19 protein-coding genes are annotated in these 24,484 nt (G+C 50.5%); 4 read left to right on the top strand and 15 right to left on the bottom strand.

The genetic code is table 11. The features are described from left to right. Positions 1-43 precede the first annotated feature (43 nt). The 4 genes from AXA67_11625 to pyrG all read right to left on the bottom strand — a co-directional run bounded on the left by AXA67_11625 (position 44) and on the right by pyrG (position 4,298). Positions 44-325 (bottom strand): cell division protein FtsB, encoded by a 282-nt coding sequence (locus AXA67_11625; GenBank protein KXJ39708.1) that lies wholly within the window; start codon positions 323-325, stop codon positions 44-46. Between the two features lie 181 nt (positions 326-506). Then, on the bottom strand, positions 507-1,793 hold the full coding sequence (gene eno, locus AXA67_11620; GenBank protein KXJ39707.1) for an enolase: 1,287 nt from the start codon (positions 1,791-1,793) through the stop codon (positions 507-509). Between the two features lie 31 nt (positions 1,794-1,824). Then, positions 1,825-2,658, bottom strand: coding sequence for a 2-dehydro-3-deoxyphosphooctonate aldolase (locus AXA67_11615; protein KXJ39706.1), 834 nt, complete (start codon positions 2,656-2,658; stop codon positions 1,825-1,827). Next, positions 2,655-4,298 carry a CTP synthetase gene (gene pyrG, locus AXA67_11610; protein ID KXJ39705.1) on the bottom strand — a complete coding sequence of 548 codons (1,644 nt, stop codon included), beginning with the start codon at positions 4,296-4,298 and terminating at the stop codon, positions 2,655-2,657. Before pyrG ends, AXA67_11615 begins: the two co-directional genes overlap by 4 nt. A gap of 538 nt (positions 4,299-4,836) precedes the next feature. On the opposite strand from pyrG, the gene AXA67_11605 reads away from it, so the two are divergent. Beyond that, positions 4,837-6,045 (top strand): hypothetical protein, encoded by a 1,209-nt coding sequence (locus AXA67_11605; GenBank protein KXJ39704.1) that lies wholly within the window; start codon positions 4,837-4,839, stop codon positions 6,043-6,045. A gap of 694 nt (positions 6,046-6,739) precedes the next feature. Here AXA67_11605 and AXA67_11600 read toward each other — a convergent pair. From AXA67_11600 to AXA67_11565, 8 genes are all read right to left on the bottom strand, one after another. Then, on the bottom strand, positions 6,740-7,687 hold the full coding sequence (locus tag AXA67_11600; protein KXJ39703.1) for a hypothetical protein: 948 nt from the start codon (positions 7,685-7,687) through the stop codon (positions 6,740-6,742). Beyond that, complete coding sequence (locus tag AXA67_11595; GenBank protein KXJ39702.1) at positions 7,677-8,354, bottom strand: hypothetical protein; 678 nt, start codon at positions 8,352-8,354, stop codon at positions 7,677-7,679. Before AXA67_11595 ends, AXA67_11600 begins: the two co-directional genes overlap by 11 nt. 152 nt (positions 8,355-8,506) lie before the next feature. Next, positions 8,507-9,058 (bottom strand): hypothetical protein, encoded by a 552-nt coding sequence (locus AXA67_11590; protein ID KXJ39701.1) that lies wholly within the window; start codon positions 9,056-9,058, stop codon positions 8,507-8,509. Further along, positions 9,045-9,515, bottom strand: coding sequence for a hypothetical protein (locus tag AXA67_11585; GenBank protein KXJ39700.1), 471 nt, complete (start codon positions 9,513-9,515; stop codon positions 9,045-9,047). Before AXA67_11585 ends, AXA67_11590 begins: the two co-directional genes overlap by 14 nt. A gap of 20 nt (positions 9,516-9,535) precedes the next feature. Continuing rightward, positions 9,536-10,753 carry a general secretion pathway protein GspF gene (locus AXA67_11580; GenBank protein ID KXJ39699.1) on the bottom strand — a complete coding sequence of 406 codons (1,218 nt, stop codon included), beginning with the start codon at positions 10,751-10,753 and terminating at the stop codon, positions 9,536-9,538. Next, a complete protein-coding gene (locus AXA67_11575; GenBank protein ID KXJ39698.1) occupies positions 10,753-12,471 on the bottom strand; it encodes a type II secretion system protein GspE in 1,719 nt (572 codons plus the stop codon). The genes AXA67_11580 and AXA67_11575 overlap by 1 nt, the downstream gene beginning before the upstream one ends. A gap of 117 nt (positions 12,472-12,588) precedes the next feature. Next, positions 12,589-13,524, bottom strand: coding sequence for a branched chain amino acid aminotransferase (locus tag AXA67_11570; GenBank protein ID KXJ39697.1), 936 nt, complete (start codon positions 13,522-13,524; stop codon positions 12,589-12,591). A gap of 25 nt (positions 13,525-13,549) precedes the next feature. Beyond that, entirely contained in the window at positions 13,550-16,423 is a 2,874-nt protein-coding gene (locus tag AXA67_11565) for a hypothetical protein (GenBank protein KXJ39696.1), read from the bottom strand. 102 nt (positions 16,424-16,525) lie between these two features. Here AXA67_11565 and AXA67_11560 point away from each other — a divergent pair, with 102 nt between their 5' ends. Beyond that, positions 16,526-16,780 (top strand): hypothetical protein, encoded by a 255-nt coding sequence (locus AXA67_11560; GenBank protein ID KXJ39695.1) that lies wholly within the window; start codon positions 16,526-16,528, stop codon positions 16,778-16,780. 75 nt (positions 16,781-16,855) lie between these two features. Here AXA67_11560 and AXA67_11555 read toward each other — a convergent pair whose 3' ends face one another. After that, positions 16,856-17,251, bottom strand: coding sequence for a conjugal transfer protein TraR (locus AXA67_11555; GenBank protein KXJ39694.1), 396 nt, complete (start codon positions 17,249-17,251; stop codon positions 16,856-16,858). A gap of 303 nt (positions 17,252-17,554) precedes the next feature. Here AXA67_11555 and AXA67_11550 point away from each other — a divergent pair, with 303 nt between their 5' ends. Beyond that, a complete protein-coding gene (locus AXA67_11550) occupies positions 17,555-17,980 on the top strand; it encodes a hypothetical protein (protein ID KXJ39693.1) in 426 nt (141 codons plus the stop codon). 69 nt (positions 17,981-18,049) lie between these two features. On the opposite strand, the gene AXA67_11545 is transcribed toward AXA67_11550, so the two are convergent. Beyond that, positions 18,050-19,003: a hypothetical protein gene (locus AXA67_11545; protein ID KXJ39692.1), complete on the bottom strand. Its 954-nt coding sequence runs from the start codon at positions 19,001-19,003 to the stop codon at positions 18,050-18,052. Here AXA67_11545 and AXA67_11540 point away from each other — a divergent pair. Beyond that, complete coding sequence (locus AXA67_11540; protein KXJ39691.1) at positions 18,981-19,952, top strand: hypothetical protein; 972 nt, start codon at positions 18,981-18,983, stop codon at positions 19,950-19,952. The genes AXA67_11545 and AXA67_11540 overlap by 23 nt on opposite strands. A gap of 718 nt (positions 19,953-20,670) precedes the next feature. On the opposite strand, the gene AXA67_11535 is transcribed toward AXA67_11540, so the two are convergent. Continuing rightward, positions 20,671-23,814, bottom strand: a complete 3,144-nt coding sequence (locus AXA67_11535) for a hypothetical protein (GenBank protein KXJ39690.1) — start codon at positions 23,812-23,814, stop codon at positions 20,671-20,673. Positions 23,815-24,484: the final 670 nt, after the last annotated feature.

Here is a 24,484-nt window from a genome sequence, read left to right as displayed (position 1 = left end):
CCAACGCCAGCCGCCGGCACCACTGCCCAATAACTTGGCTGCGTCACGGCTTTTTGACCACCATGAAAAAGCTCTCCCCTTCCTTGATCATGCCAAGATCCCGCCGGGCCCGTTCTTCGATTGCAGCCAACCCGCTTTTCAAATCCCGAACCTCGGCGTAGAGCGCGTCGTTACGCTCAATTTTCCTGGCTATTTGCCCTTCCAGTTTTTGTTGCCGCCTTTTCAAATCCTGGTATTCGGTAAAACCGCCGTTACCAAACCACAATCTAAATTGCAGTGCCAATACCAGAATTGTCAAGAGTCCAACAATAATTTTGAAGCGCATATCGTATCAGTGAAAAAAACCATCACTCCAGTATCACGATGCTGGTCGGCTGGCATTGGGGGAAAGCTATTCAGGGTGTACGCGACCTGGACGGTCGCGTTCAAGCACCCAAGGATGGGTTCACAGCGTCCCCGAATAGCATCCCCCCAATGCCATAGCTGCCAATAGAAGCATGCAGGTATCAAAATTTCATGCGTTTAAAAGCATCCCGGCCGGGATAAATTGCATCATCGCCCAGCATTTCCTCGATTTTCAGCAGCCGATTGTATTTTGCAATCCGATCAGAGCGGCTAAGCGAGCCTGTCTTGATTTGACCGGTACCCCACGCTACCGCCAAATCGGCAATGGTGACATCTTCGGTCTCCCCGGAACGATGGGAAATAACAGCCGTATAATCCGCATTGTGGGCCAACTGCACGGCATCCAGGGTTTCCGACAAGGTGCCGATTTGATTCACCTTGATGAGAATGGAGTTGGCGATATGTTTGTCAATCCCTTCCTGCAGAATCGCGGGATTGGTCACGAATAAATCATCCCCCACCAGCTGAATCTGGCTGCCCAACTTGTCGGTCAAAAGCTTCCAGCCATTCCAATCGTTTTCATCCATGCCGTCTTCAATGGAAATAATGGGATAGCGGGCCACCCAGTCCGCCAGATAATCGGCAAAACCAGCAGAGTCATAACGCTGATTTTCCGACGCCAAGACATATTCGCCCTTTTCATAAAATTCAGAACTGGCCACGTCCAATCCCAGGGCAATATCTTCCCCCGCCTTGTAACCGGCTTTTTCAATCGCTTCCAAAATCACTTGAAGCGCTTCCTCGTTGGATGCCAGATTGGGGGCAAATCCCCCTTCGTCTCCCACCGCCGTATTCAAACCCCGCTGTTTGAGGACCTCTTTGAGATGGTGAAACACTTCTGCTCCGTACCGGATAGCTTCGCTAAAGGTTGGCGCGCCCACAGGCAGGATCATAAATTCCTGGAAATCCACGTTATTATCGGCGTGGGCGCCACCGTTGATGATATTCATCATCGGTACCGGCAATTTCCATTGATCGGTATTCTTCAAATAAACATACAAAGGGACATTGCCATCTTGCGCTGCGGCGTGAGCGGCAGCCAAGGAAACCGCCAAAATGGCGTTGGCGCCCAAACGCCCTTTATTATCCGTGCCATCCAGTTCAATCATCTTGGCATCCAATTCCTTTTGTTTGGCCGCGTCCATGCCGAGCAAGGCTTCACGGATTTCACCGTTGACATTGGCCACCGCCTTGAGTACCCCTTTGCCGAGATAACGCTTGGGATCGCCATCGCGAAGTTCCACCGCTTCCCGGGCGCCAGTCGAAGCCCCGGAAGGCACTTTTGCGCAACCGATAATGCCGGAAGCCAGTTTAACCTCAGCCTCAACGGTAGGATTCCCCCTTGAGTCCAGAATTTCGCGGGCGTGAATTTCTGTAATTTTTGCCATGTTTTTTCCTCTTAGAAGTCAGTTGTAACTTTTATAGCGATAATTCGATTAGGGGCTTGGATTTTACAACTTGATCCAAAGCCAGCAACGATTCCAGCAGTGCTTCTATGCGGTGCAAGGGCCAAGCGTTGGGCCCATCGCTCAGTGCTTTGTCCGGATCGGGATGGGTTTCCATGAATATCCCAGCCACCCCGGCGCCAACCGCCGCCCGCGCCAACGTGGGAATAAATTCCCGCTGCCCGCCGGAAGCCTTGCCCTGACCGCCCGGCAATTGCACGGAATGGGTTGCGTCAAAAACGACGGGGCAGCCGGTCTCGCGCATCACCGCCAGGGAGCGCATATCCACCACCAGGTTGTTGTAACCAAAGGTATAGCCCCGCTCACAAACCATGATCGCATCATTTCCCGTGGCTTTGGCCTTGGCTACCACGTGTTTCATATCCCAAGGAGCGAGAAACTGGCCTTTCTTGATATTCACTGGCAATCCCTGACGGGCCACATTTTGAATAAAGTCCGTTTGCCGGCATAAAAACGCGGGCGTTTGCAGCACATCCACCACGGAAGCGACTTCCTCCAGTGGCGTGTATTCGTGGACGTCAGTCAATACGGAAACGCCGATGTTTTCCTTGACCTTTGCCAAAATCTCCAATCCCCGCTCAAAACCCAAACCACGAAAACTCTCCAAAGAAGAACGATTCGCTTTATCAAAGGATGATTTATAGATAAAAGAAACTCCCAGCTTGCCGGTAATTTCCTTCAATGCCCCGGCGGTATCCAAAGCAAGTTGTTCGCTTTCAATGACGCAAGGGCCGGCAATCAGAAAAATGGGCTGATCCAAGCCCGCTTCGAATCCACATAGCTTCATAGGGTTGCCTGCTGATGTCTGGATTGATGAGATAACGCCGCTTGGATAAACCCGGTAAAAAGGGGATGCCCCTGCCTCGGCGTCGAGCTGAATTCTGGATGGAACTGACAGCCTAAAAACCAGGGATGCTCTGGAATTTCGATAATTTCCACTAATTGGCCATCCACGGAAACGCCGGAAACTTTCAAGCCCGCTTGCTCTAGAGCACCTCGGTAGCATTCATTGAATTCGTAGCGGTGACGGTGGCGTTCCTTGATCACCTCCTGGCCATAAAGGCGATGGGCCAAGCTTCCAGGTATCAATCTACAATCTTGAGCGCCCAATCTCATAGTACCTCCGAGATCCATAGTGGCATCACGACGCTCGACCCTTCCGGTACGGTCTTGCCACTCGGTAATCAAGGCAATCACGGGATGCGGCGTTTCTAGATCGAATTCAGTGCTGTGGGCGCCAGTTAAATCGGCTTGGTGGCGGGCAAATTCAATCACCGCCACCTGCATGCCTAAACAAATACCCAAATAGGGAATTTTCTCTTCCCGGGCGAAACGCACCGTGGCAATTTTACCTTCCACGCCCCGCTGACCAAAACCACCCGGCACCAAAATAGCGTCGCTGCCCTTAAGGCAAACAGGACCTTCTTTTTCCACATCTTCTGAATCCACATAGCGAATCACGACTTTGGTTCTGGTTTGAATGCCGGCGTGGACCAATGCCTCATGCAAGGATTTATAGGCATCGGTGTGTTCCACATATTTGCCAACAATCGTGACAACCACTTCATTTTCTGGATTTTCCAAGGCACCTACCACCTGTTCCCATTCGCTCAAATCTGCCGGTGGCGCGGATAAGTGCAGTTTCTTTAATACAATTTCATCCAGTTTTTGGTCGTGCAGCAACAGTGGAATCCTGTAGATTGAATCCGCGTCTACCGCGGAAATTACCGCCTCTTCAGCTACGTTGGTAAATAAAGCAATTTTACGTCTTTCGGATTTGGGCAGGCCTTTTTCCGAACGGCATAACAGTATATCCGGTTGAATACCGATGGCTCTCAATTCCTTCACCGAGTGCTGGGTCGGTTTGGTTTTTAATTCCCCCGCCGAGGCAATAAAAGGCACCAAGGTCAAATGAATAAACACCGCCCGGTCGTGCCCTAATTCCACGCCCAATTGACGAATCGCCTCCAGAAACGGCAATGATTCTATATCCCCAACCGTACCACCGATTTCGATAAGAGCCACGTCATAACCCTTGGCGCTATCAACGATCGCCTGTTTGATCTCATCGGTGATATGAGGAATAACCTGAACCGTAGCGCCCAAATAATCACCACGGCGCTCCTTATGGATGACATTTTCGTAAATACGACCAGTGGTCCAATTGTTTTCCCGGTGCATGATAGCGCGTACGAAGCGTTCATAATGCCCCAGGTCCAGGTCAGTCTCGGCGCCATCTTCGGTGACAAACACCTCACCATGTTGAAACGGGCTCATGGTGCCTGGATCGACATTAATGTAGGGATCCAGTTTGGTCAATGTGACCTTCAATCCTCTCGCTTCCAGAATCGCTCCCAGGGAAGACGAGGCAATCCCCTTGCCCAGGGAAGAGACCACCCCACCCGTGATAAAAATAAATTTAGTCATGAAAAATAATTTATTACCCTACTATGGCCTAGCATTGCATAAACCCACTATTCTACTGAACCCGCCTTCTCCCGTCACCGTTGACAAATCAATTCACAGGATCACGTCATTTAAACACGTAAAATACTGATTGCCGGGGCAGGTAGTCTGCTTCGAAAACCTCGCCGGCAGGGAAGCTGGTGTGGAGCCTACAGGGGCGAGCCGGACCGAAAGTCCAGTGAACTTTCGCAGCCGGCCGAGCGCCCAAACAGGGAAGTTTGGGCAGGGCTTTCTTGCAGAACAGGATTGCGCAGCAAGAAAGTATTAACGGTATTTTTCGAAGCAGACCACCTGCCCCGACTTGAATAGATGACGGAGCCCTGAATCAATTCACACTTGCCCAAAAACGTCTACCTTTTATGTAAGACCAAAAACAAATTCAGGTTGGTCCAGATTTGGAGCATCAATCAATTAAATTTAAGACCTTGCATTGATCACAAGGTTTTATAGGGCAATGACAAGACTTTCACACGCTTCCTTGACCTCAATAACATAACTTATGGCTGACTTTATCCTAGGGCGGCAACAAATTTTTGACCGCAAACTCAATGTCTATGGTTATGAACTTTTGTTCCGTTCCTGCCAGCAACAAAATCACGCCCAAATCGTCGATGGCACCGTTGCCACCAATCACCTGATTGTCGACGCCTTGCTGGAATGCGGTCTGGAAAACCTGACCAACGGCAACCGCGCCTTCATTAATCTGACTGCGGAAAATGTTTTGCAAGGGGTAGCGCAATTGCTACCGAGGGATAAAGTCGTCATAGAAATTCTTGAAGATGCACCTGTTACGCCACTACTTGTTGAAGCCGTCACCAACCTGGCCAATCAGGGTTATCTCATCGCCCTGGATGATTTTGTCTTCGACCCCCAATGGCAACCCCTGGTGGAACTTGCCTCCATTATTAAAATTGATGTTTTGGCACAGCCAGATGAACAAGCACTCATCCAGCTAATTCAAAAACTGCAACGATATCCACTACGAATCCTGGCGGAAAAAATTGAAACCCCCGAACAATATCAGCATTTTCTCGACCTGGGTTGTGATTACTTTCAAGGCTATTTTTTCCACAAACCCAATCTCGTCTCTGGCAAGCGTCTTAAAACCAACCAACAGCATTTGTTCCGGGTGCTGGGGGAAATCAACCGGGAAGATGTGGATATTCATAGAATTTCGGCGCTGATCAGCCAGGAAGTGGGATTGAGCTATAAATTACTCAAATTTATCAATTCCGCGCATTTTTCCCTCCCCCGCAAAATTCGATCCATAGAGCAAGCCATTGTTTTAATGGGTCTGTTGGAACTAAAGCGCTGGATCAACCTGATCACCTTAACCCAAGTTTCGGAAAATTGCCCCCTGGAAATTCTCCGCATTTCCCTGATCCGGGCGAAAATGTGCGAATTGTTGGCACGCCGCGTTGATCACTGCGACCCAGAGGCTTTCTTTCTCACGGGCCTTTTTTCCAACCTGGAACAGATGCTGGAACAGCCCATGGAAAATATCATTTCTGACTTGCCCCTGGCAGACCCCATCAAGCAAGGTCTTAGTTTTAATGGCGAGATGGGAGAAGCCTTGCGGTGTGCTGTCAATTACGAGCTTTGGGATCTGGACAACGCGGCATTCGACTCTCTCGAAATTTCGGCAATCGGCGATTTGTATCTACAAAGCATCCGTTGGGCTCAGCAAATTCTGAGTGAATTACACTAATCTTTTCTCCTTCCCTATCAAACGGGATGTCCCATGAGTGCGGCATTTGATCACGTAATGTATTGATTGCCGGCGCAGGTGGTCGGATTCGAAAACCTCGCCGGCAGAGAGGTCGGCGTGGAGCCTACCCGGCTTGAATAGATGATGGAGCACTGCAGGATGCCCAAGCTGCTCTGGCATCATTGAGACGACTCGTGCAATATAGGAAGTAAAGAATAATCAAACCATAGGCCATGATAGGCTTACAAACCTATAATTTGACCACCCATTGGCGCCTCCATGGGGAATTGATGGCGGTGTGGGAGATTCTCTCAAACCCTCATCAGTGGCCGGAGTGGTGGCACTATGTAGAACAAGTGAGCATGGAATGTCCTGGAGATGACATAGGACTAGGCGCGATTCATGTCCACCGCTGGAAAACCTGCCTGCCATACCGGCTTCAATTCACCCTGGAAACGACTCGAACGAAAATTCCCTCATTTGTCGAGACTAAAGTAACAGGTGATCTGCAAGGCATTGGGCGCTGCCGGTTAAGAGCAGCAGGACAGGTCACGCTGGTTCGTTTCGACTGGCATGTACATACCACAAAATATTGGATGAACCTGTTGGCCCCCATTGCCCGGCCGGTATTTATCTGGAATCACGCCCGGGTCATGAGCGCCGGGGAAAAGGCTCTGCAAGCCTTGTTGTTCTGTCAACCTTCTGTTTGCGCCTCTGCTGAAATCACTTCTTCATACTCAAAGAGCGATTTCGGTGGCGGGGCCTGGCGCCATTCCAAATAATTAAAAGGACTGCGCTTTCCGCTTCCCCGGTTGAGTTGAATCACCGTTTGATAGGAAGCGATGCTATTGCCATTTTTGGCTTGCACCGTAATGCCAATTGCGCGCCCCTGGAAACGATGAAACTGGATTCCCTGGGGAGCCGGCAGAGGTGGTGGCGCTTCGCCGGTAAGCGCGACCGCGGAACGGGCCTGGATATACGTTTCAACCATTTCTGGATCCATTCCAGGCAATGCCTTCAATAAAGCCTTGGGAGCCTTGGCGGGGTTGATTCCCGGCCGCTTGCCATGCACCGTCACCAAGGGCAAGAGCTTTTTGAACCACTGCGGCTTCATGCCCAATACCAACGCCACTTCTTCTATGGATTGAAAAGGCTTGTTGGGAGGGACATAGGATAATCCCTCGGCCCGGTATTCGTCTTCTTCCGCTCCGTTGACACGACGCAAGTTATCCCGGTCCCGCCAATCCAAGATAGCATCGCTTAACGCCACCGCCTGCTCGCTTTCAAGGCCAATGCCTTGCAGCACCGCTTGCAATAATTGTTCATTGGCGCGATTCAGATCCACTTTCCCGGTTTCATCAAGCAATTGGATACGAACGGGAATCTGTTCCCATTGAATCTCATAGACAGCCCCTTCTGTCCGCCATTTGAACTGGGGGTCGCTCTGGCTGAGCATGAACGCCGCATAGTGAATCGCCGCCTCAGCCGCCGCCTCCAGACGGGCTGATTGGGCCAGATTGGAAGTCAACATGGCTTCACGGCGCACCCCAAGCCCAAAGCTTGCCGCCATCAAACTCAACAGCGCGATGGACCAGAGCACCAAAACCAAGGCAACCCCTCGTTGCTGCGTATTAATTGCCACGAATACCCCCCCAAACGCCACCACCACCGAAGCCTTGCTGCGCTCCTCGAAACCGCAAACCCACTACAATAGGCGGCGAGGGCATGCCATCCGTGGGCACGATTTCTATTTGCACAGCCCGCGGCAAACCTGGCTCCTCCCAGGCCTCCCGCCATTGCCCCCCGCCATTATCATTCTCATGCCAATATTGGAATTTGATTTGCTGGATATTTTCCATCAGGACAAGATCGCGGGTTTTCGCCTCTGCCTCGCTGACTTCGCCAAATAGAGGAACCACCTTGACCTTGAGGGCTTTGTCACCCGCCTCATTTTTACCCAGGTACAAAGTAAAACGCTGAGGCCCCTTGACGCCCAAAGTCAGCGGCAAAGGCGCGATATATTCCAAAGTGTGATTGGTGCCCTCAAGATAGATATCGATACCATCGTCAAATTCAATCTCTTCTTCCTCATTTTTAACCCCATCCCAGGTTCTGGCGGCGCCCAGGGTGCGGCGCAGAAAGCGTTCCACAACCACCCGCTCCGTCACGGTATCGGCTCTTTTTTCCCCTGCCTCCCAATTACGAGACACCATTTGCAGAGTGGCAAACAACAGACTGAGCATGATACTGAACAGCGCCAGCGCTATCAGCACCTCCACCAAAGTAAAACCCGAGTGAACCCGTTTCATCTTACTAACCTAACAGTTCCGGCAGAGGAGGCGGGGAAGGGGCTGCTGGCGGCCATGGACGGCCGCTCCGGGCCTAAATATATGGACGTATTTCGGTCCGGCAGCCCCTTCCCCGCCTCCGAAAAAATAAATTGATAGGTGGTGCACCCATTTCATAGCCGGTCTTTTCGAGCCAGGCGCAAAGTACTCAGGGAATAGCTGCGCTGGTGCCTGCCATCCTCCCATGTCACGGTCACCTCAACCCGATACATGGCCAGCCTGGGATTATCAGCCACGGGCTGAAAAGGTTCGAAGGGTTGAATGGACAATGTCCAGTGATAGTTTTGTTGCCATTCCCCTGACTCCTCACTTTCCTCTACAGGAATAATTCTTCCCACCTCTGCCAGTTTGGATTGCGCCAGGGTGACGGCTTTTGCCATCTCGCCAGCATCGCCAATCAGGCGCACGCTCCCGCCAAAGGCACGCAACAGCACTGCCACGGATAGCGCCATGATGGTAAAGGCCACCATGATTTCCAACAGGGTGAAACCGCGTTGATCAGACATCTTGCCACCTATCAGTTCCGCAGAGGAGGCGGGGAAGGGGCTGCTGGCGGACACGGATGGCTGCTCCGGGCCTAAATTCATGGACGTATTTCGGTCCGGCAACCCCTTCCCCGCCTCCGAAAAAGTAAATTGATAGGTGGTAAAATCAGACATCTTCATTGACATCTCCCAGCGTGACCCGCCCGGTAAGCCAATTAATATCCACCCGGCGCTTACGGTTGCCCCATTTGAGGATAATGCGCCCGCCCGTTGACGATCCATCGGGGAAGAAACGGATGTTACCCTGGTTGGGGCCGGTCATTTCCGATTCCGAAGTCTCCAGGGTCAATTCGAGGGATTTGGGCAAAGAATGGGTTTTGCCCCGCTGGTCAACCCTATAAATCCGTTCTTCCACATCCACAAAAAATACCGCTTCCTTGGTCTGGGACAAGGCGATACCCCGGGTCTGGCGCAATCCCGAGGCGATTTCCCGTACCGCGCTTTTAAAGCGCACGCCATCCAAAGTCCGGGCAAAGTTGGGAGCGACAAAGGCAAAACCCAAGGCCATGATGGCCATGACAATAATCAGTTCAAGAAGAGAGAATCCATTCTGGCAATGTTTCCCGCTTTGTAACATGGGAAAGAAGCGCCTATGTATCAAAATGCCAAATCATTCACGCTGACCACGGCAACCAGGATTGACATGATAATCCCGGCGATGGCAATCCCCAGGCCCACAATGAGCACCGGTTCCAGCAAGGTCAGCAAACGGTGAACGGTGGTTTTGACCTCTTCCTCATAAATTTCCGCCATTCGCGCTAGCATCTTCGGTAGCTGGCCGGTTTCTTCACCAAGTTTGATCATTTGCAACGCCATCACCGGGAAATGACCGGCCTCTTGCAGAGCCACCGACATATCGCCCCCTTCCTTCAGCCGGCTCGCCGCCTCACCCACTGATTCACTTAACACGTCATTGGCCAAGGTATCCTTGACGATATTCAACGCGCCGAGCAATGGGACGCCAGCGGTCAACAACGCGGCCAAGGTCTGACTGAAGCGGGCTACCTCCAGCTTGACGATCAAATCCCCCAGCAGCGGCAACCGCAACAGCCAGCGATGGAACCGGTAGCGGCGCTCGGGATCGGCCAGCATCCGCCGGCCCCAGTTCATGCCCAAAATGACGAGCAGTAACAAAATCCAACCGTAATTTTTAAGCCCGTCGGCCAAACCCATGACGATTTGCGTCGGTACCGGTAGCTCTTTACCAGCATTGGCGAACATCTCTTCAAACTGGGGCACCACAAAGGTCAACAGCACCAACAGCGATCCCACCGCCATTACCACCAGAATGGCGGGATAAATCATCGCGGTCATGACACTGCCGCGCAGCGCCTGAGAACGTTCCAAGTAATCCGCCAGGCGTTCCAGCACGGTAGCCAATGCGCCACCGGCTTCTCCGGCGCGAATCATATTGACATAAAGTTTGGAAAAGGATTTTCCCTCCGCTTCCAGAGCGGCAGAAAGTTGCGAACCGCCTTTGACCTTCTCCAGGATGCGGTCGCACATGGCATGCAAGGGAGAGCCTTCGGGAAATAACTCCAACATCACCCGCAGGGAACGGTCCAAAGGCAAACCAGCGCTCAACAGCGTGGCCAATTCGCGGGTAAATACCCCGATGTCTTTCTGCTTGACGTGGGTTTGCCTGAATTCAGGACGCAGCCAACGAAACGGCTGACTTTCCGCGGGCGTGACCCGAATCGGCACCCAGCCCTCCTCTTGCAGCAACCGCACCAAGGCATTTTCGTTATCTGCCTCGCGCAGGGTTTCGACCATTTCCCCGTCACGGTTGACGGCTTTGACAAAGAATGCAGGCATCAGGCTTCCGTCGTGACGCGCAGAACTTCTTCCAAGGTGGTTTTGCCGGCCAGAGCCTTTTGCAGGCCATCCTGGTACATGGTCAGCATCCCCTCATTAATGGCTGTCTGTTCGATTTCCCGGGCCTGGGCATGATTGAGCACCAAGCGCCGGATTTCATCGCTCATCACCAGAAACTCCATGATCGCCTGGCGCCCCCGATAACCGATGCCATTGCAATGCTCGCAACCCACCGGCTTGTAGAGGACCGGTTTTTGGCCTTGAAAAAGAAATTTCGCCATCCCGGTTTCCTCAATCACCTCGGGCATGACCGGATAAGCTTCCTTGCAGTGATCGCAAAGACGGCGCACCAACCGCTGACCTAAAATCCCGTTGACGGTGGAAGTAATCAAATAATCTTCCAGGCCCATATCCAAGAGCCGGGTAACGCCCCCCGCCGCATCGTTGGTATGCAGGGTGGATAATACCAAGTGGCCGGTGAGGGCCGATTGCACGGCGATTCTGGCGGTTTCCAGATCCCGCATTTCCCCGATCATGATGACATCTGGGTCCTGGCGGACGATGGAACGCAAGGCGCCGGCAAAAGTCAGGCCGATCTCGCTTTTGACCTGGATCTGATTGACGCCGGCCAGTTGATATTCCACCGGATCTTCTACCGTGATGATTTTGCGTTCGGGGGTATTTAATTTGTCCAGGGCGGTGTACAAAGTGGTACTTTTACCGCTCCCGGTGGGACCGGTAATCAAAATAATGCCATGGGGCAGTGACAGGACTTTCAGAAACCGCTCCAGCACTTTGCCTTCAAATCCCAGCGCGGAAAAATCCAGCGTGACTTGTTCCTTGTCCAGCAAACGGATGACCACGCTCTCGCCATATAAAGTGGGGACGGTGGAAACCCGCAAATCCAGCTCCTTGCCCTGGACCTGAACCTTGATCCGTCCGTCTTGGGGCAAGCGCCTTTCGGCAATATTGAGGTTGGCCATTAATTTGATCCGGGAAATCACCGCCGCGGTGGAACGCACCGGTGGCGCATCCACTTCCCGCAAAATACCATCCACCCGCAGACGTACCTGGAGCTGGTCTTCAAAAGGCTCGACGTGGATATCAGACGCCTTCAAATCCACTGCCTGTTGCAGAATCTGGTTGACGGTGCGGATGACCGGCGCCTCGGAGGCCATGTCCTTGAGGTGTTCGACATCCTCATCATCCAAATCCGCCTCCAACGATTGGACGCCGGAGTCATCCTCGTTGCGATCAAACTGGCGCTGTAGGGCATTGTCGGTTTCCGACAATAAGCCTACTTTAAACCTGACGGGCTTTTCGCAGGCGAGCTCCAGGGCCTCATGAATATATTCATCCAAAGGGTCAGCCGCGGCAACGATAAAGCAATCTTCTTCCTCGGACAGCCCGGCCACATGACGGCAACGGAGAAAGCGCGCGGAGATGGATTCCGGCAACGGCGATATATCAGGATATTCCTCAGGGCTGACGCATTCCAGGCCGGTCAGTTCCGACAAGGTTTCCGCCACATCCCGTTCCGCCACCAAACCCAACCGGATCAGCAAGGTGGGCAATGTGTCCTCATCGGTTTCTTCGAGCAAACGGCGGGCGCGGACCAAATCCATCTGGCGCAGTTTGCCGGTTTGCAGCAATGCGGATGCGAAATCCTCATAACTTGAAGCGGGCCGATTCATTGAGAGATCGGGAACAGCTACCATACCACTCCTTCGGAGATTTAATTTCATTAAAGTATTCATATCCCTGACCTCCCAACATCATAGAAGTTGCAAATTGCCCGGCAATGGATTGAAACGCCCGCTAATCGAGCAAGCAAATTATTCCCGGAATTTTTCAACCGGCGCCAGCCAGTCCAGATGTTCACTGCGGCGGCCATGGACATAATCAAAGTATAGCGCTTGCAGCTTTTCTGTAATGGGTCCCCGGCTGCCGCAACCGATTTGGCGTCCATCCAACTCCCGGATGGGGGTAATTTCCGCGGCGGTCCCGGTAAAAAAGGCTTCATCTGCAGTATAAACCTCATCCCGGGTAATCCGTTTTTCAATCACTTCCAGGCCCATTTCCTCGGCAATCACCATCACCGTATCACGGGTGATCCCTTCGAGAACAGAGGTTAAATCCGGGGTGTACAACTTGCCGCGGCGAATGATAAAAATGTTCTCGCCACTGCCTTCCGCCACGTAGCCTTCATGATCCAATAGCAGCGCCTCATCGTACCCGGTATCCAATGCCTCCTGGAGGGCGAGAATGGAATTAACGTAATTACCATTGACCTTGGCCTTGCACATCAAGCTGTTGACATGATTGCGGGTAAAGGAGGAAGTACGGATCCGGATGCCTTGTTTCAAGCTCTCCGCCCCCAAATAGGCCCCCCATTCCCAGGCTGCCACCATCACGTGGACCCTTAAATTATCCGCCCGCAGTCCCATCCCTTCCGCGCCATAAAAACACATGGGACGGATATAGGCACTGTCGAGATGATTGCGGGCCACCGCCTCGCATTGCACCCGGTTCAAGGTTTCCCGGTCAAAGGGGATTTTCATGCGGATGATATGGGCGGACTGGAACAATCTTTCGGTGTGGTCTTGCAAGCGAAAAATCGCCGTCCCTTGCTGGCCATAATAGGCCCGCACCCCTTCGAAAACGCCACCGCCATAGTGCAAGGTGTGGGTCAAAACGTGGACTTTGGCCTCCCGCCAGGGCAGCCACTGCCCATCCAGCCAAATCTCTCCATCATTGTCGTAGGTTGACATTCCGATAATTCTCCGCAATCAAAATTCAAAACTCGCCAACTAAGCGTTGCCAAATCTCTTTGACACCCGCCCGCTGCTGCTGAAACTCATTTGCCGGCACCAGGGTTTCGCATTCTTGAAGCGCCAAGCGATGACCCCGCTCCCGATAATACAGGTAGGTTTCCTGCAAAAAGGCGGCTTCTTTCTCCGTTAACCATTTCACTTTGGCCAAGGCATCCAGCAAACGCAGGTTATCCGTAAATTGGAAAGCCTCGCGATCCAATTTTGCATGCAGCAAACAGCCAAATTGTACTATAAACTCGATATCCACCATACCGCCGGCCCCTTGCTTCAAATCAAAATGGGACGAGTCGGATTTGTCCAGATGGTCGCGCATTTTCCGGCGCATTTTCACCACTTCCTGGCGCAGATGCTCGGGATGCCGCTCCAAACACAGAATATCCATGCGAATCTGGGCAAAAGTTGGCGCCAATGTTTTATTCCCGGCAACCCACCTGGCCCGCACCAGCGCCTGATGCTCCCAGACCCAAGCCGATTCCCGTTGATAGCGGGCAAAAGCCGCCATGCTGCTCACAAGCAGGCCGGCGTTACCGCTGGGACGCAAACGCATATCCACTTCGTACAATATGCCAGACAACATAGGCGTGGTCAGAATATGAATCACCCGCTGTCCCAAGCGAATATAAAACTGCGCCAGTGGCAATGGCCTGGGACCTGTGGTTTCAGCGCTGGGATCGCCATCGAATAAAAACACCAGATCCAAATCAGAAGCATAGCCAAGTTCGATACCGCCCAGTTTGCCGTAACCAATCATGGCAAAATCTTTGACCTGTTGCGGGTTTCCTCCCGGAGGCGGGCCATGTTTTCTAGCCAGATGCCGCCATGCCAATTCGGCGGCTTTGTTTAACACTACCTCGGCGATATCGGTCAAATAATCACTCACAATCCGGGTAGGAATAGCGCCTACAATATCCGCCGCCGCTACCCGCAGTACCTGTGATTGCTTGAAATGTCTGAGGGCGTTGAGCTGGCCCTCGTCATCCTTGTCATCCACAGCCGACAGACGCCGCTCCAGGTCTTCTTCCAGCGCCTGGCGGGTCAATGGCGCATATAGGGTGCGTGGATCGAGCAACTCGTCCAGCAAGATGGGTTGACGGGCCAGGAAATGGGCAATCCAGGGGCTTGCCGCCGCCAATTTGGCCAATTGCGCCAAGGCATCCGGGTTTTCAGCCAGCAAAGTAAGATAAGCCGTACGGCTGGCAATGGCTTCAATGACGCTCAATAACCGCTGCAACAGGACTTCTGAATTATCGCACTGTCCTGCCAACTCAATCACCGCGGGCATCAACCTGTCCAACTCCTGCTCGGCCTGGGATGGCAATGCATGGATGACGCGGGATTGGCGGAATACCTTCAACTGGGAGAGCACCTGAGCTGCTTGTGAAAATCCCAAATGTTCCAGCTGCAGCTTCAAGGACTCGTCATCCCCTTCCAACTGCCAGACAAGCTTAGCCGGAGACTCTTTATCCTCGGTTTCAGGCCCGGCGAATACCTGCTCAAACATGCTCTGCACTTGCTCGCGCACGGTTTGCAAATGGGCGTAGAAAGCAGGCCAATTCTCAAAACCCAAACTGTACGCAAGACGCTCTTTGCCTTCTTCGTCCTCGGGTAACTGCTGGGTCTGCTGATCGGCATATTCTTGGAGCCGGTTTTCCACCAGACGCAAAAAACGATAAAAATCGATCAGTTTGTTAGCATCAACCTGGGGCAATTGCCCCAACATCGCCAAACGGGCCAGCACCACCAATACCCGCCGCTCTTGCAAGGCCGGTTCCTGGCCTCCGCGAATCAACTGGAAGACCTGGGCGATAAATTCGATCTCCCGGATGCCACCGGGGCCCAGCTTAATATCCTCCATTCGGTCACGGCGTTTTAGTTCTTGCATGATTTTGCTTTTTAAATCCCGCAATGCTGCCAGCGCCCGGTAATCCAGATAACGACGATAGACAAAGGGCTTGATCATTGCCATCCAGCGCTCCCCCGCACCAAGATCTCCCGCCACGGGGCGGGCTTTAATCATGGCATAGCGCTCCCAATCCCGTGCCTGGGACTGGTAATAAATATCCATGGCCTCAAAACTCATGACCAACGGCCCGCTCTCCCCAAAGGGCCGCAAGCGGGTATCCACGCGGAAGACAAAACCATCTTCGGTTTGAGCATTGAGCGCCTTGACCAGGGCGCGGCAAAGACGCAGATAAAATTCTTGATAGGAGGTGCCGCGTTTGTCATCCAGCACCCCATCCTGTTCAAACGCGAAAATCAGATCGATATCCGAAGAAAAATTAAGCTCCCACGCTCCCAGTTTGCCCATCCCTATGATGACCGGCAGTTGCGGTAAGCCATCAGGCCCCACAGGCACCCCGTAACGAAGACAAGCCTTGTCGAAAAGCCACACCAGAGAAGCTTGAATACATGCCTCCACCAACAGGGAAAGGTCGCACAAAACATCTTCCAACGGCGCCCAGCCGGCAATGTCGCGCCAGGCGATGCGTACCATCTCCCGATTGCGGAAACGACGTAAAATTTGGTGAAGGGATTTTTCATCTTCCGCCGCTTGCAGCAGGGTTTGCAATTCAGCGAGATAACAGCCGCGCCGCTGCTGAGAAAACAAATCCCCGCTTTCCACCAAATCGAGCAACAGCTTGGGGCGCCTAAGGCATTGGCTCACCACAAACGAGCTGACGGCCCAAACTAAAGGCAAGGATTGCCGTAGATTCACATCATTGGGCAGTTGTCCGATATTCTCGGCTTCCAATCGCTCAAGAAATTGCTGCCAAGATTTCTCCACTGCCGCCTGTAATGGTGCAGGTAAACCGCTTTTCTCCAATGAATTTGCCATAGGTCTTGTGATCCCCGCCACGTTTTCCAAAATTGGGGCTGAAATTCAAGCAAAAACAGACTATTACTAGAATTCACATGTTAAATTTAAGGAGCCTGACTAATGCGGGAACGATTTGAAAAATTTCGCCAAGTACAATTGTGTGAATCCATGGAATTTGCCAATTTACCGGTTGGACAAAAATTTGCTACCGAAGAATATTTTCTGGAAAAAATGGATCCGGCCTCCGCCTTGATTTTAGATGTTTTGGCTGGTAGCCCATGGATGCTCGGCAAAAGACGTTATTTCTCGCCCCAAGCCAAAATTTGTGAAGCAAGCCTTCCAGGTTCATCCCCCATAGGGGCCTGCGGAATCTAAATACCGAAGCCGGTTTTTTGATGGGGCCGCCACCGCTCCCCAAAGGCGGCCACCCATCGTTTTTTGGCATAATCTTTAGATTGATGGCGCATTGACGCCATGGGTTTTCTCGTAAAGATCCTGACAGGTAATGCAGCGTTTTGCCGTGGGACTTGCCTTCAAACGTTCCAGACGGATTGGCTGATCACAATCTACGCAAAATCCATAAGTACCTTTGGCCATTCGGATTAACGCATCGTCAATTTCACGCAGCTCCTGAATATGCCTGGAGATTGACGCAAGATTCAAATCCACTAACAAGTCAGCCACGGCTTCTTCTTCTGGGTCATGAACTCGCCCAGCCAATTCAATATATTGCTCTTCATCGGTTCGTAATAATTCATCACGAATTTCTTGGCGAAGCTGCCAATAACGTTCCTTCAGGCAACGTGTGAATTCGTTCAATTGCTGCTCAGTCAAGCCTTCCGCCATAAGTTGCTCCTTTTTTTAATCAAAATAATACCGCTTTTCAGTTTCACAATTTTCAGCTAAGCCACCTACATCACGCTTTGGTTGGAATTTAACAAATCCAAAATTTTATTGCAGGAATTCTTTGGTTCAGCAACTAAAATGTGGTCCCTAAAAGGCAGCTTCAACCAACATTCTAAATCTGGCTGCACTAAACACCTGTGCCTTCAATAATCCAGCCAAATCAACCAATGCTTAAACAGACTATCAGACATAACCTCAAAATCAGGTATAATTTGCAGGTTTTCAATCAAACGCCTGCAAATTATGGACACCAAAATCAAAGCCGGAATTATTGTGCTGATTGTCGTTGCCGCAATGTTTTTCTTGCCTGCAACTTGTTCCAGCACCCGCAAGGTTCATGCTAATTCCCTGCAAAATGCTTATCGTTCCGCCAAAATCATCAAAAACTACCTTCGCGATGATAGCAAGCGACTAGAATTTCAAATCGCTTTTGGCACCCTGCAAAAACTCAAAACCGAAGAAGGGGGGGAAGACGCCTTTTTGGATGCGGTGGACGGCAAAACCGCAGAAGAAGTTATCGAACTGGCGCGGCAGGAAGTGAACGCCAAAATCGCTAGTGGAGATAAGCAATTTGCAAAATATCAATCCTGGGAGGATATGGTCAAACAATTAACCAAAGACACTCCCAAAGTATTAGGCTCTGAACGCCCACAAAAAGCTTACGAATAATAAACTCTCGATACTGGTTACTGGTTTGAAGAATGCGTATGCGAGAATGTTATAGCTACTCTTTAGTAACTACCTAAATATTCCTTGCCGATATAATCGCCAAAGCATCACCCAGCCAAAAACCAAGGGATGTCGGCGTACTTTGGGGGGGACCTCGATCGTTCTCCCCGAATGGCGTTCTAGTTTCCAGATTATATAGTCCACCCCTCCCTGGAAAGTGAACAGCGCTTTGATAAGTCTCAACAATGATAGAATCTTGCCTTGCAAGCGCCTCACCTTCCAAAGAATTCGGCATCTAAGCCGCTTTGTTTCCGGGATTTCTAGACAATAGGATTCGGTTTCCTTTTTCTTGGCGTAAGGCAATTGCTGGATTAAAAACGGTGTCAAAGTTTGGTAGTAATTTTTGGCATAGTCAAACAACTGGTTCGCCCGGCTTTCCCCCATTTCCGCCCGCAGCTCAGCACCATAACTCAACTGTAATCCCGTCGTCCACAAAGTACGAACATCAAAACAGGGCGGCAACATGGGCACCGTGTTGGTGACAAAAGTGGCAGCGGCTTTAATCAGGACCTTGGCAACCCATTGAGGAATTGACTGTTCTGCCTTCGGCAAAACAGCGTCTACTTTATCCAATTCGCCGATATGAAGAATAAGACACGGTTGGGAAAAACGCCCCCACAAATAGGAGTGAAACCACCTCATCCCCCGCTCGAAATCTTTCGCCGTGATTACCGCATATTTGGCCCGCAGGGTACGGCCCTGGTAATTTGCTTCCAAATAAAACACATTGGGCGGCAAAAGCCGGTTTGCCCAGGATAGCCAGCGTTTGCGATACGCCTTGTTATAATCGTCCACCAAAACGTATAGATCCACCAGGCCATCGAAGGGATCGCCGCTACGCAAACACGAACCATACATCAGCACTGCCACGACATGCTCGCCGTAACTTCTCCGGATGGCTTCCACCAGAGATTGCACTGGTTCTGGAAATGGCTGGGTGATGGTCTTTTCCATCCATTTCAATAATGATTCTCCGCTAACAAATGTTGTCATGCCACAAGAAAACTTTACGCTCGCCCATTTAACCGATCCCCATTTAACGCCACTAACAGGCGTTCAACCTCAATCTTTATTGAATAAACGCATCCTGGGTTATCTTTCCTGGCAACTCAGGCGCCGCCATGAACACCGGCCTGAAGTTTTAGCGGCTCTAATTGCCGACCTTCACCGTCAGGAGCCGGATCATATCACGATTACCGGCGATCTCACACAAATCAGCCTGGATCGCGAATTCCAACAGGCCGCTCAGTGGTTGACACGATTGGGTGCTCCCGATCAAATCAGCGTCGTTCCCGGTAATCACGATACATACATTCCCCTGGCCTGGCACGAATCTTTAGCCTATTGGCAAAATTACATGACTTCCGATTCTGCCACCGAAATCACTTTTCCCTTTTTCCGCCGCCGTGGGCCAGTGGCTCTTATCGGTATCAATTCGGCGGTTCCCAGCGCGCCCTTCCTGGCAACCGGAATGGTAGGCGAAGAGCAAATTCAAAGGCTAACGGCCTTGCTGGAAGCAACCGCTAAGCAGAATCTTTTTCGAATTATCCTGATTCACCATCCGCCACACCCGGAAGCCATCAAAGCCAGAAAACGCTTGACCGACAGCAAGCCGGTTCAAACCTTGCTGCGCCAATACGGGTGTGAATTGATCCTCCACGGCCATACCCATCTTTGGCAACTACATTGGCTGCCAGGACCCAATAAAACCAATATTCCCATGATTGGCGTCCCTTCCGCCTCGGCCATCGGTCACAAGCGCGGCTACCGGGCCCGCTATCACCTCTACCGAATAGAAAAGAGCAGGAAAGGCTGGCAGCTTTCCGTGGAAATCCGGGGCTTGGGCGAAAACCTGACTTTTGCCAAGGAAGGCAGCTTTATCGTGGAAATGCCAAAGCCAATTGCCGGATAGCCCACCGGGAGAGGAACAAGCTAGAATCAAGACGGTCAGTGTCGGTACCAGAGCCGTGAAAAGCGATGCAATACCCAGTAAGTATCCTCCCAGCAAAACCGGGGGCTTTAATTTTGTGAGCCGCTCAAGGCGGCAGTTTCAAGAGACGCCTGAAGGCGACTATCAACTGAACAACTTTCATCCCAGTCGTTTGTCTTCCTGCTCTTGATACTTGAATATACTCCCAGATCAACTCCTCGTCTCTACCCTCCGTGGAAACAAAATAACCCCCGGCGCCAAAAATGCTGTCCTACGAAGTTCCTTTTGCGCTTTCCGTAGACCCTGGCCACGGGGATTGCACTCTTGCCCTCGATATACCCCACCTGCGAGACCGCATACTTGTGGGCGGTATACTGATCAGCATATGCACATGATCCATCATCAAATGCCCTGCTTTTATCCGGCTCTCCTTCTACGCAGCCAACCGGTGAAACAATTCTCCCAAAAGCCTCCTCAATCGGTCGATAACGTCTTCCTTCGTCATTTTGTAATGAACGCTACCGATACTTATACTTCCATCTGAAGTGGCTTAAACTCTTGTACCCCCAATCAGATTCTCCTTTGTCGTGTGCTTGGCAGCTCACAACTGAGCGTTTTTCCGATGGACTCCCGGAGCTGCCAAACTTTTACTGTCACCCGGCAAAGACGAGGAGATTTCCCGTTATTGTTTTAAAGTGTTTTAATTAGGAATATTGGGATCGGTTCCCAAAAGCACTTCCTCGCCATTGGGAATGAAGTCATTATCATTATCCTGCATATGGTAAGGATAGGTACTGAAAATATTGCTTACCATATTGTTTAATATATTCTGAGCTGGCGGCTGATTTGGGCCGATGTGCTGTCCCCAAGTTGGGTTGAACTGGTTTACATCGTCTTCAACCCACAAGTCAATCCTGTTATCTTCAACAAAATTCCTTTTTACAGATACCTGCCGGGTTTTGTTTATAGCACAAACCTCGCAGTCGCCTTCGTTCCCATCCACCCAATTACCGGTAATGGAGATATATCTTGATTTGTTCATGAAAATGCCGCCCTGATGATTCGCGTCAGGACTTGAATTGCCGTAAATCACATTACGGACAATTCGGGTTTGCAGTTTCAACGGGGCAGGCCAAGAAGATTTACATTGATAACCATCAGGCCATGTTTTTTGTAACGAAATGCCGCTAGATCGATTACGGATGATAATATTGGAAATGATCCGGTTGGTCCCCACAGAATAATGACCGGGAAGTTCGCACGGCGAATAATTATTCCTGTCCACATCGCTGGTATTTGTTTTGAGCTCCAATCCAAAATGCCCATTGTCGTATAACAAATTTCCCTTAAATATGTTCCGGGAGATACCGCCAAAAGCTGCAGCTTGAAAGGGATCCGTGGCCCCGGCAAGTGCGCCATCCAGTCCATCCCTTTTGTTATGATGCAGGTAATTTCCAACAAACCTGTTGTTTCTTACCGGCCCGCAACCGAGTTTAATACCGTCAAATTCAGTATGCCCGATATGGTTGTAGCTGAATTGGCTGTTTTCTACATTCAGAATGAAAATTCCGGCCTTGCGTTGCCCGTTTATCCTGTTTTTACGGATGATAATATTCCGGTTCGGATTTGGCAATCCGCAAAGCTCGCTGTTCGCTTCAACAGCCTTGTATAACATATCGGCTTTGTCATTAAGAATAATCCCGGCCCAACCATCATTAATCCGCATATTCTCGATGGTGACATTCTCAGCTTCTGTAAGATAAATGCCTGTACCCCGGAGTAAAAGCCGGTTTAAATTGATACCATTGCCTTTTAGTTTAATAGTTAGGTCACGGAATTTCACGTTGCTGACGTCGACAATCTGGAAGGCCGTCAATTCTGCGCTCGTCACCTCGATGACTGACAAACCTGGTTGACCGTATAAATGCGAGTTGCTTGGCACGTTGATAGTGCAGCCGATGTGATAGGTTCCCTGTGGAAAAAATACAAGATTCCCTTGGGCGCTATTAATTGCTGCCTGGATAGGAAAACAATCATCATCACCATCATCATCGGGAGTTGCGCCAAAATCAGTTACGTTGATGACTTGGGGGCGGGCGGTTAAAACCACTGGACCGGGGAATGCTCTGCCATGGGCTGGCGAGTCCGCTTGAGCTTTGGTCCGTGGAATTGAAGTACCGCCCAGTTCGATATCTTCGAACTCAGACTGAAGTTTATAGGATTTTGAATTGGCAGGAACAAAACCAGCCGGGACAGAACCAAGATTGCCTACTACGGCAGAAACCTTGTTTCCCGACCGCCACACGCCAACGAAACGGTGATTGCTTTTTGCGCCGTCATACCCGGAAACCACACGGGTCAGTAGTCCTTGCTGCATCGCGCTATTAAATTCGTGCTGATATTGGGAACTGGTCAAACCATGCCGCGCTTTCCACTTGCCATGGGGTTTGCTGGCGAAAATAGCGCTAAAATAAGGCCGTCCCTTGTGCATGTATGCATTGATATACATTTGTATACGTCCGGCATTTTTGTTGGCGTTAACCGCTTGTTGATACTGAGATGCAGACAGGCGTGACTTAAGCCGCCAACTGCCTATGTTTTTTTTATGGTAAAGCACCGTATAACGCCGTTCTCCATTAACCGAGACTACCGAAACCACAGTTGGCCGGTATCCTGCCGCCACAGCACTGTTCATTTTCGAGACATGCTGGTTATAGGACAGACCGTGGTAAGCTCGAAACGCTAAATTTTCTTTACGGAAAATTGCAGCGTAGCGGACTTTGCCATTGGATAGGTAACTGTCCACATGCATGAGCCTATATCCTTTATTGACAGACTGATCAAATTTGTTTTGATAAGACTGACTGGTGAGCCCAAAATAAGCACGCCAACTTACCGTTGCCGGCTTCCATACCATGTTGTAGAAAGTCTTACCGCCAACGCTGTAGCCATCAATCCATACCGGCATGTATCCGGAATCGTTGAGATGGTCGAAAAGACGCTGGAATATCCCTGCGGGCACTCCATGTCGTGAGTATTCCTCACCAACTCGACGCGGAGGCCAGATCAAAACAGGACCTGCCGGAATCTTGTTATTTGGAAATTTGGACCATTTGTTGATGTCGCTTGTTTTGTTGTAATGATGGGTGAAAAGCCCTTTTTCATAGGACATCTTGATGGCGGCGACGCCATTTCCGTTGTTGTCCACTTTTTCTGTATGGATATGAAGATGAGGTGCGGACGAACTGCCGGAATTACCGACAAGCCCGAGAAATGTGCCCTTAGTGACAGGGACCTGTTTTCCCTTTGGGAGAAAAACTTCATTTTCGTTCTTTTCTTTTGAAAAAAACATATTCTCATTCGGGCACAGTTCCTTGGGAATTGTACCAGGCTGAAAGTGAGCATAGAGAGTTCGTTCGCCTGCGTTGTGCTGAATCCACAACATATTCCCACCCCCAGGCATCCAGTTTTTCTTAACATGACGTTGACGAGGAGCCGGATTTTCAGGCGCATTTCGCCAGCACCCGATCACCATGCCATCTGCCATGGCATAAACCGGTTTGCCATAAACTAGATAATCCTCATTTTTACTGTTGACACCACCTGTGACAAGATGAGACCACTCGTTGTTGCCTAGATATCTTTTAACGCCCAGGTCATAACCGAATTTTTGGGTTTTGGTTTTAGCGTGATTGTCGGTGGACCATCGTTCACCGGGTTTAAGATCTTCGGCATAAAACGGCAAGGCAAACAAATCTGATTTTGCCCATGCTACATGAGTTAAATTAGCCAAAATAATGCCTGTCATAAGTAGTTTTCCGGTAATCAAAACATGATTTTTCATGATTCTTATCTCCTGAATAAAATGGAATCGAGAAAAAAGAAAAAATCGTATTCCTTTTTTAGGCCAATTTTATTGGAGGTAGATTAATAAAATCTATGAACTATTACACGGAAAATTTGTGAAGTGGAGACTAAATCCCCATTGTTTATGAGAATATTTTGTATGACTGCGAGTTATAACCAAATTTGGTGTATGAAGATTTTCATAGAGGCGGCGTATTGATTTGATGGTGCAAGACAATCAAACAGCCTGGGGAGATTTGCCACCATGACTCAGAGTAACGTAGTCGAGCTGCCAGATAGAATGCAGGCAATCGATCCGTTGGCCGGGCTGATAAGAAGCGGAACCAGGCAATTCATCCAACAAACCGTTGAAGCCGAACTGCAAACGCTATTAGCACAAAACGCTGAACCACAAGAGTGACGATAGCAAAGCCGCCGGGGTACGCAACAGCTATCTGCCCGAGCGAGAGATTCAGCTTCTATGGAGGGCGCCCACTTAATAAATGTCAAAAAACAGTTGATATTTATCTCGAGTTTTTATCTCCGAATTGCTGAAACTCTAGTTATTGAATAAAGACATAAAAATTGCAAGAAAAAATGGTGGTGTCCCCATTAAACGATTAAGGTCCATTTCAACCATGTTTTAGGAGGATACTGTCATGGCAGAA

It is taken from the genome of Methylothermaceae bacteria B42 (genome assembly GCA_001566965.1).
Lineage (GTDB): Bacteria > Pseudomonadota > Gammaproteobacteria > Methylococcales > Methylothermaceae > Methylohalobius.
Note: the sequence above shows the minus strand (reverse complement) of the source record. Positions and strands in the feature narration are given on the sequence as shown.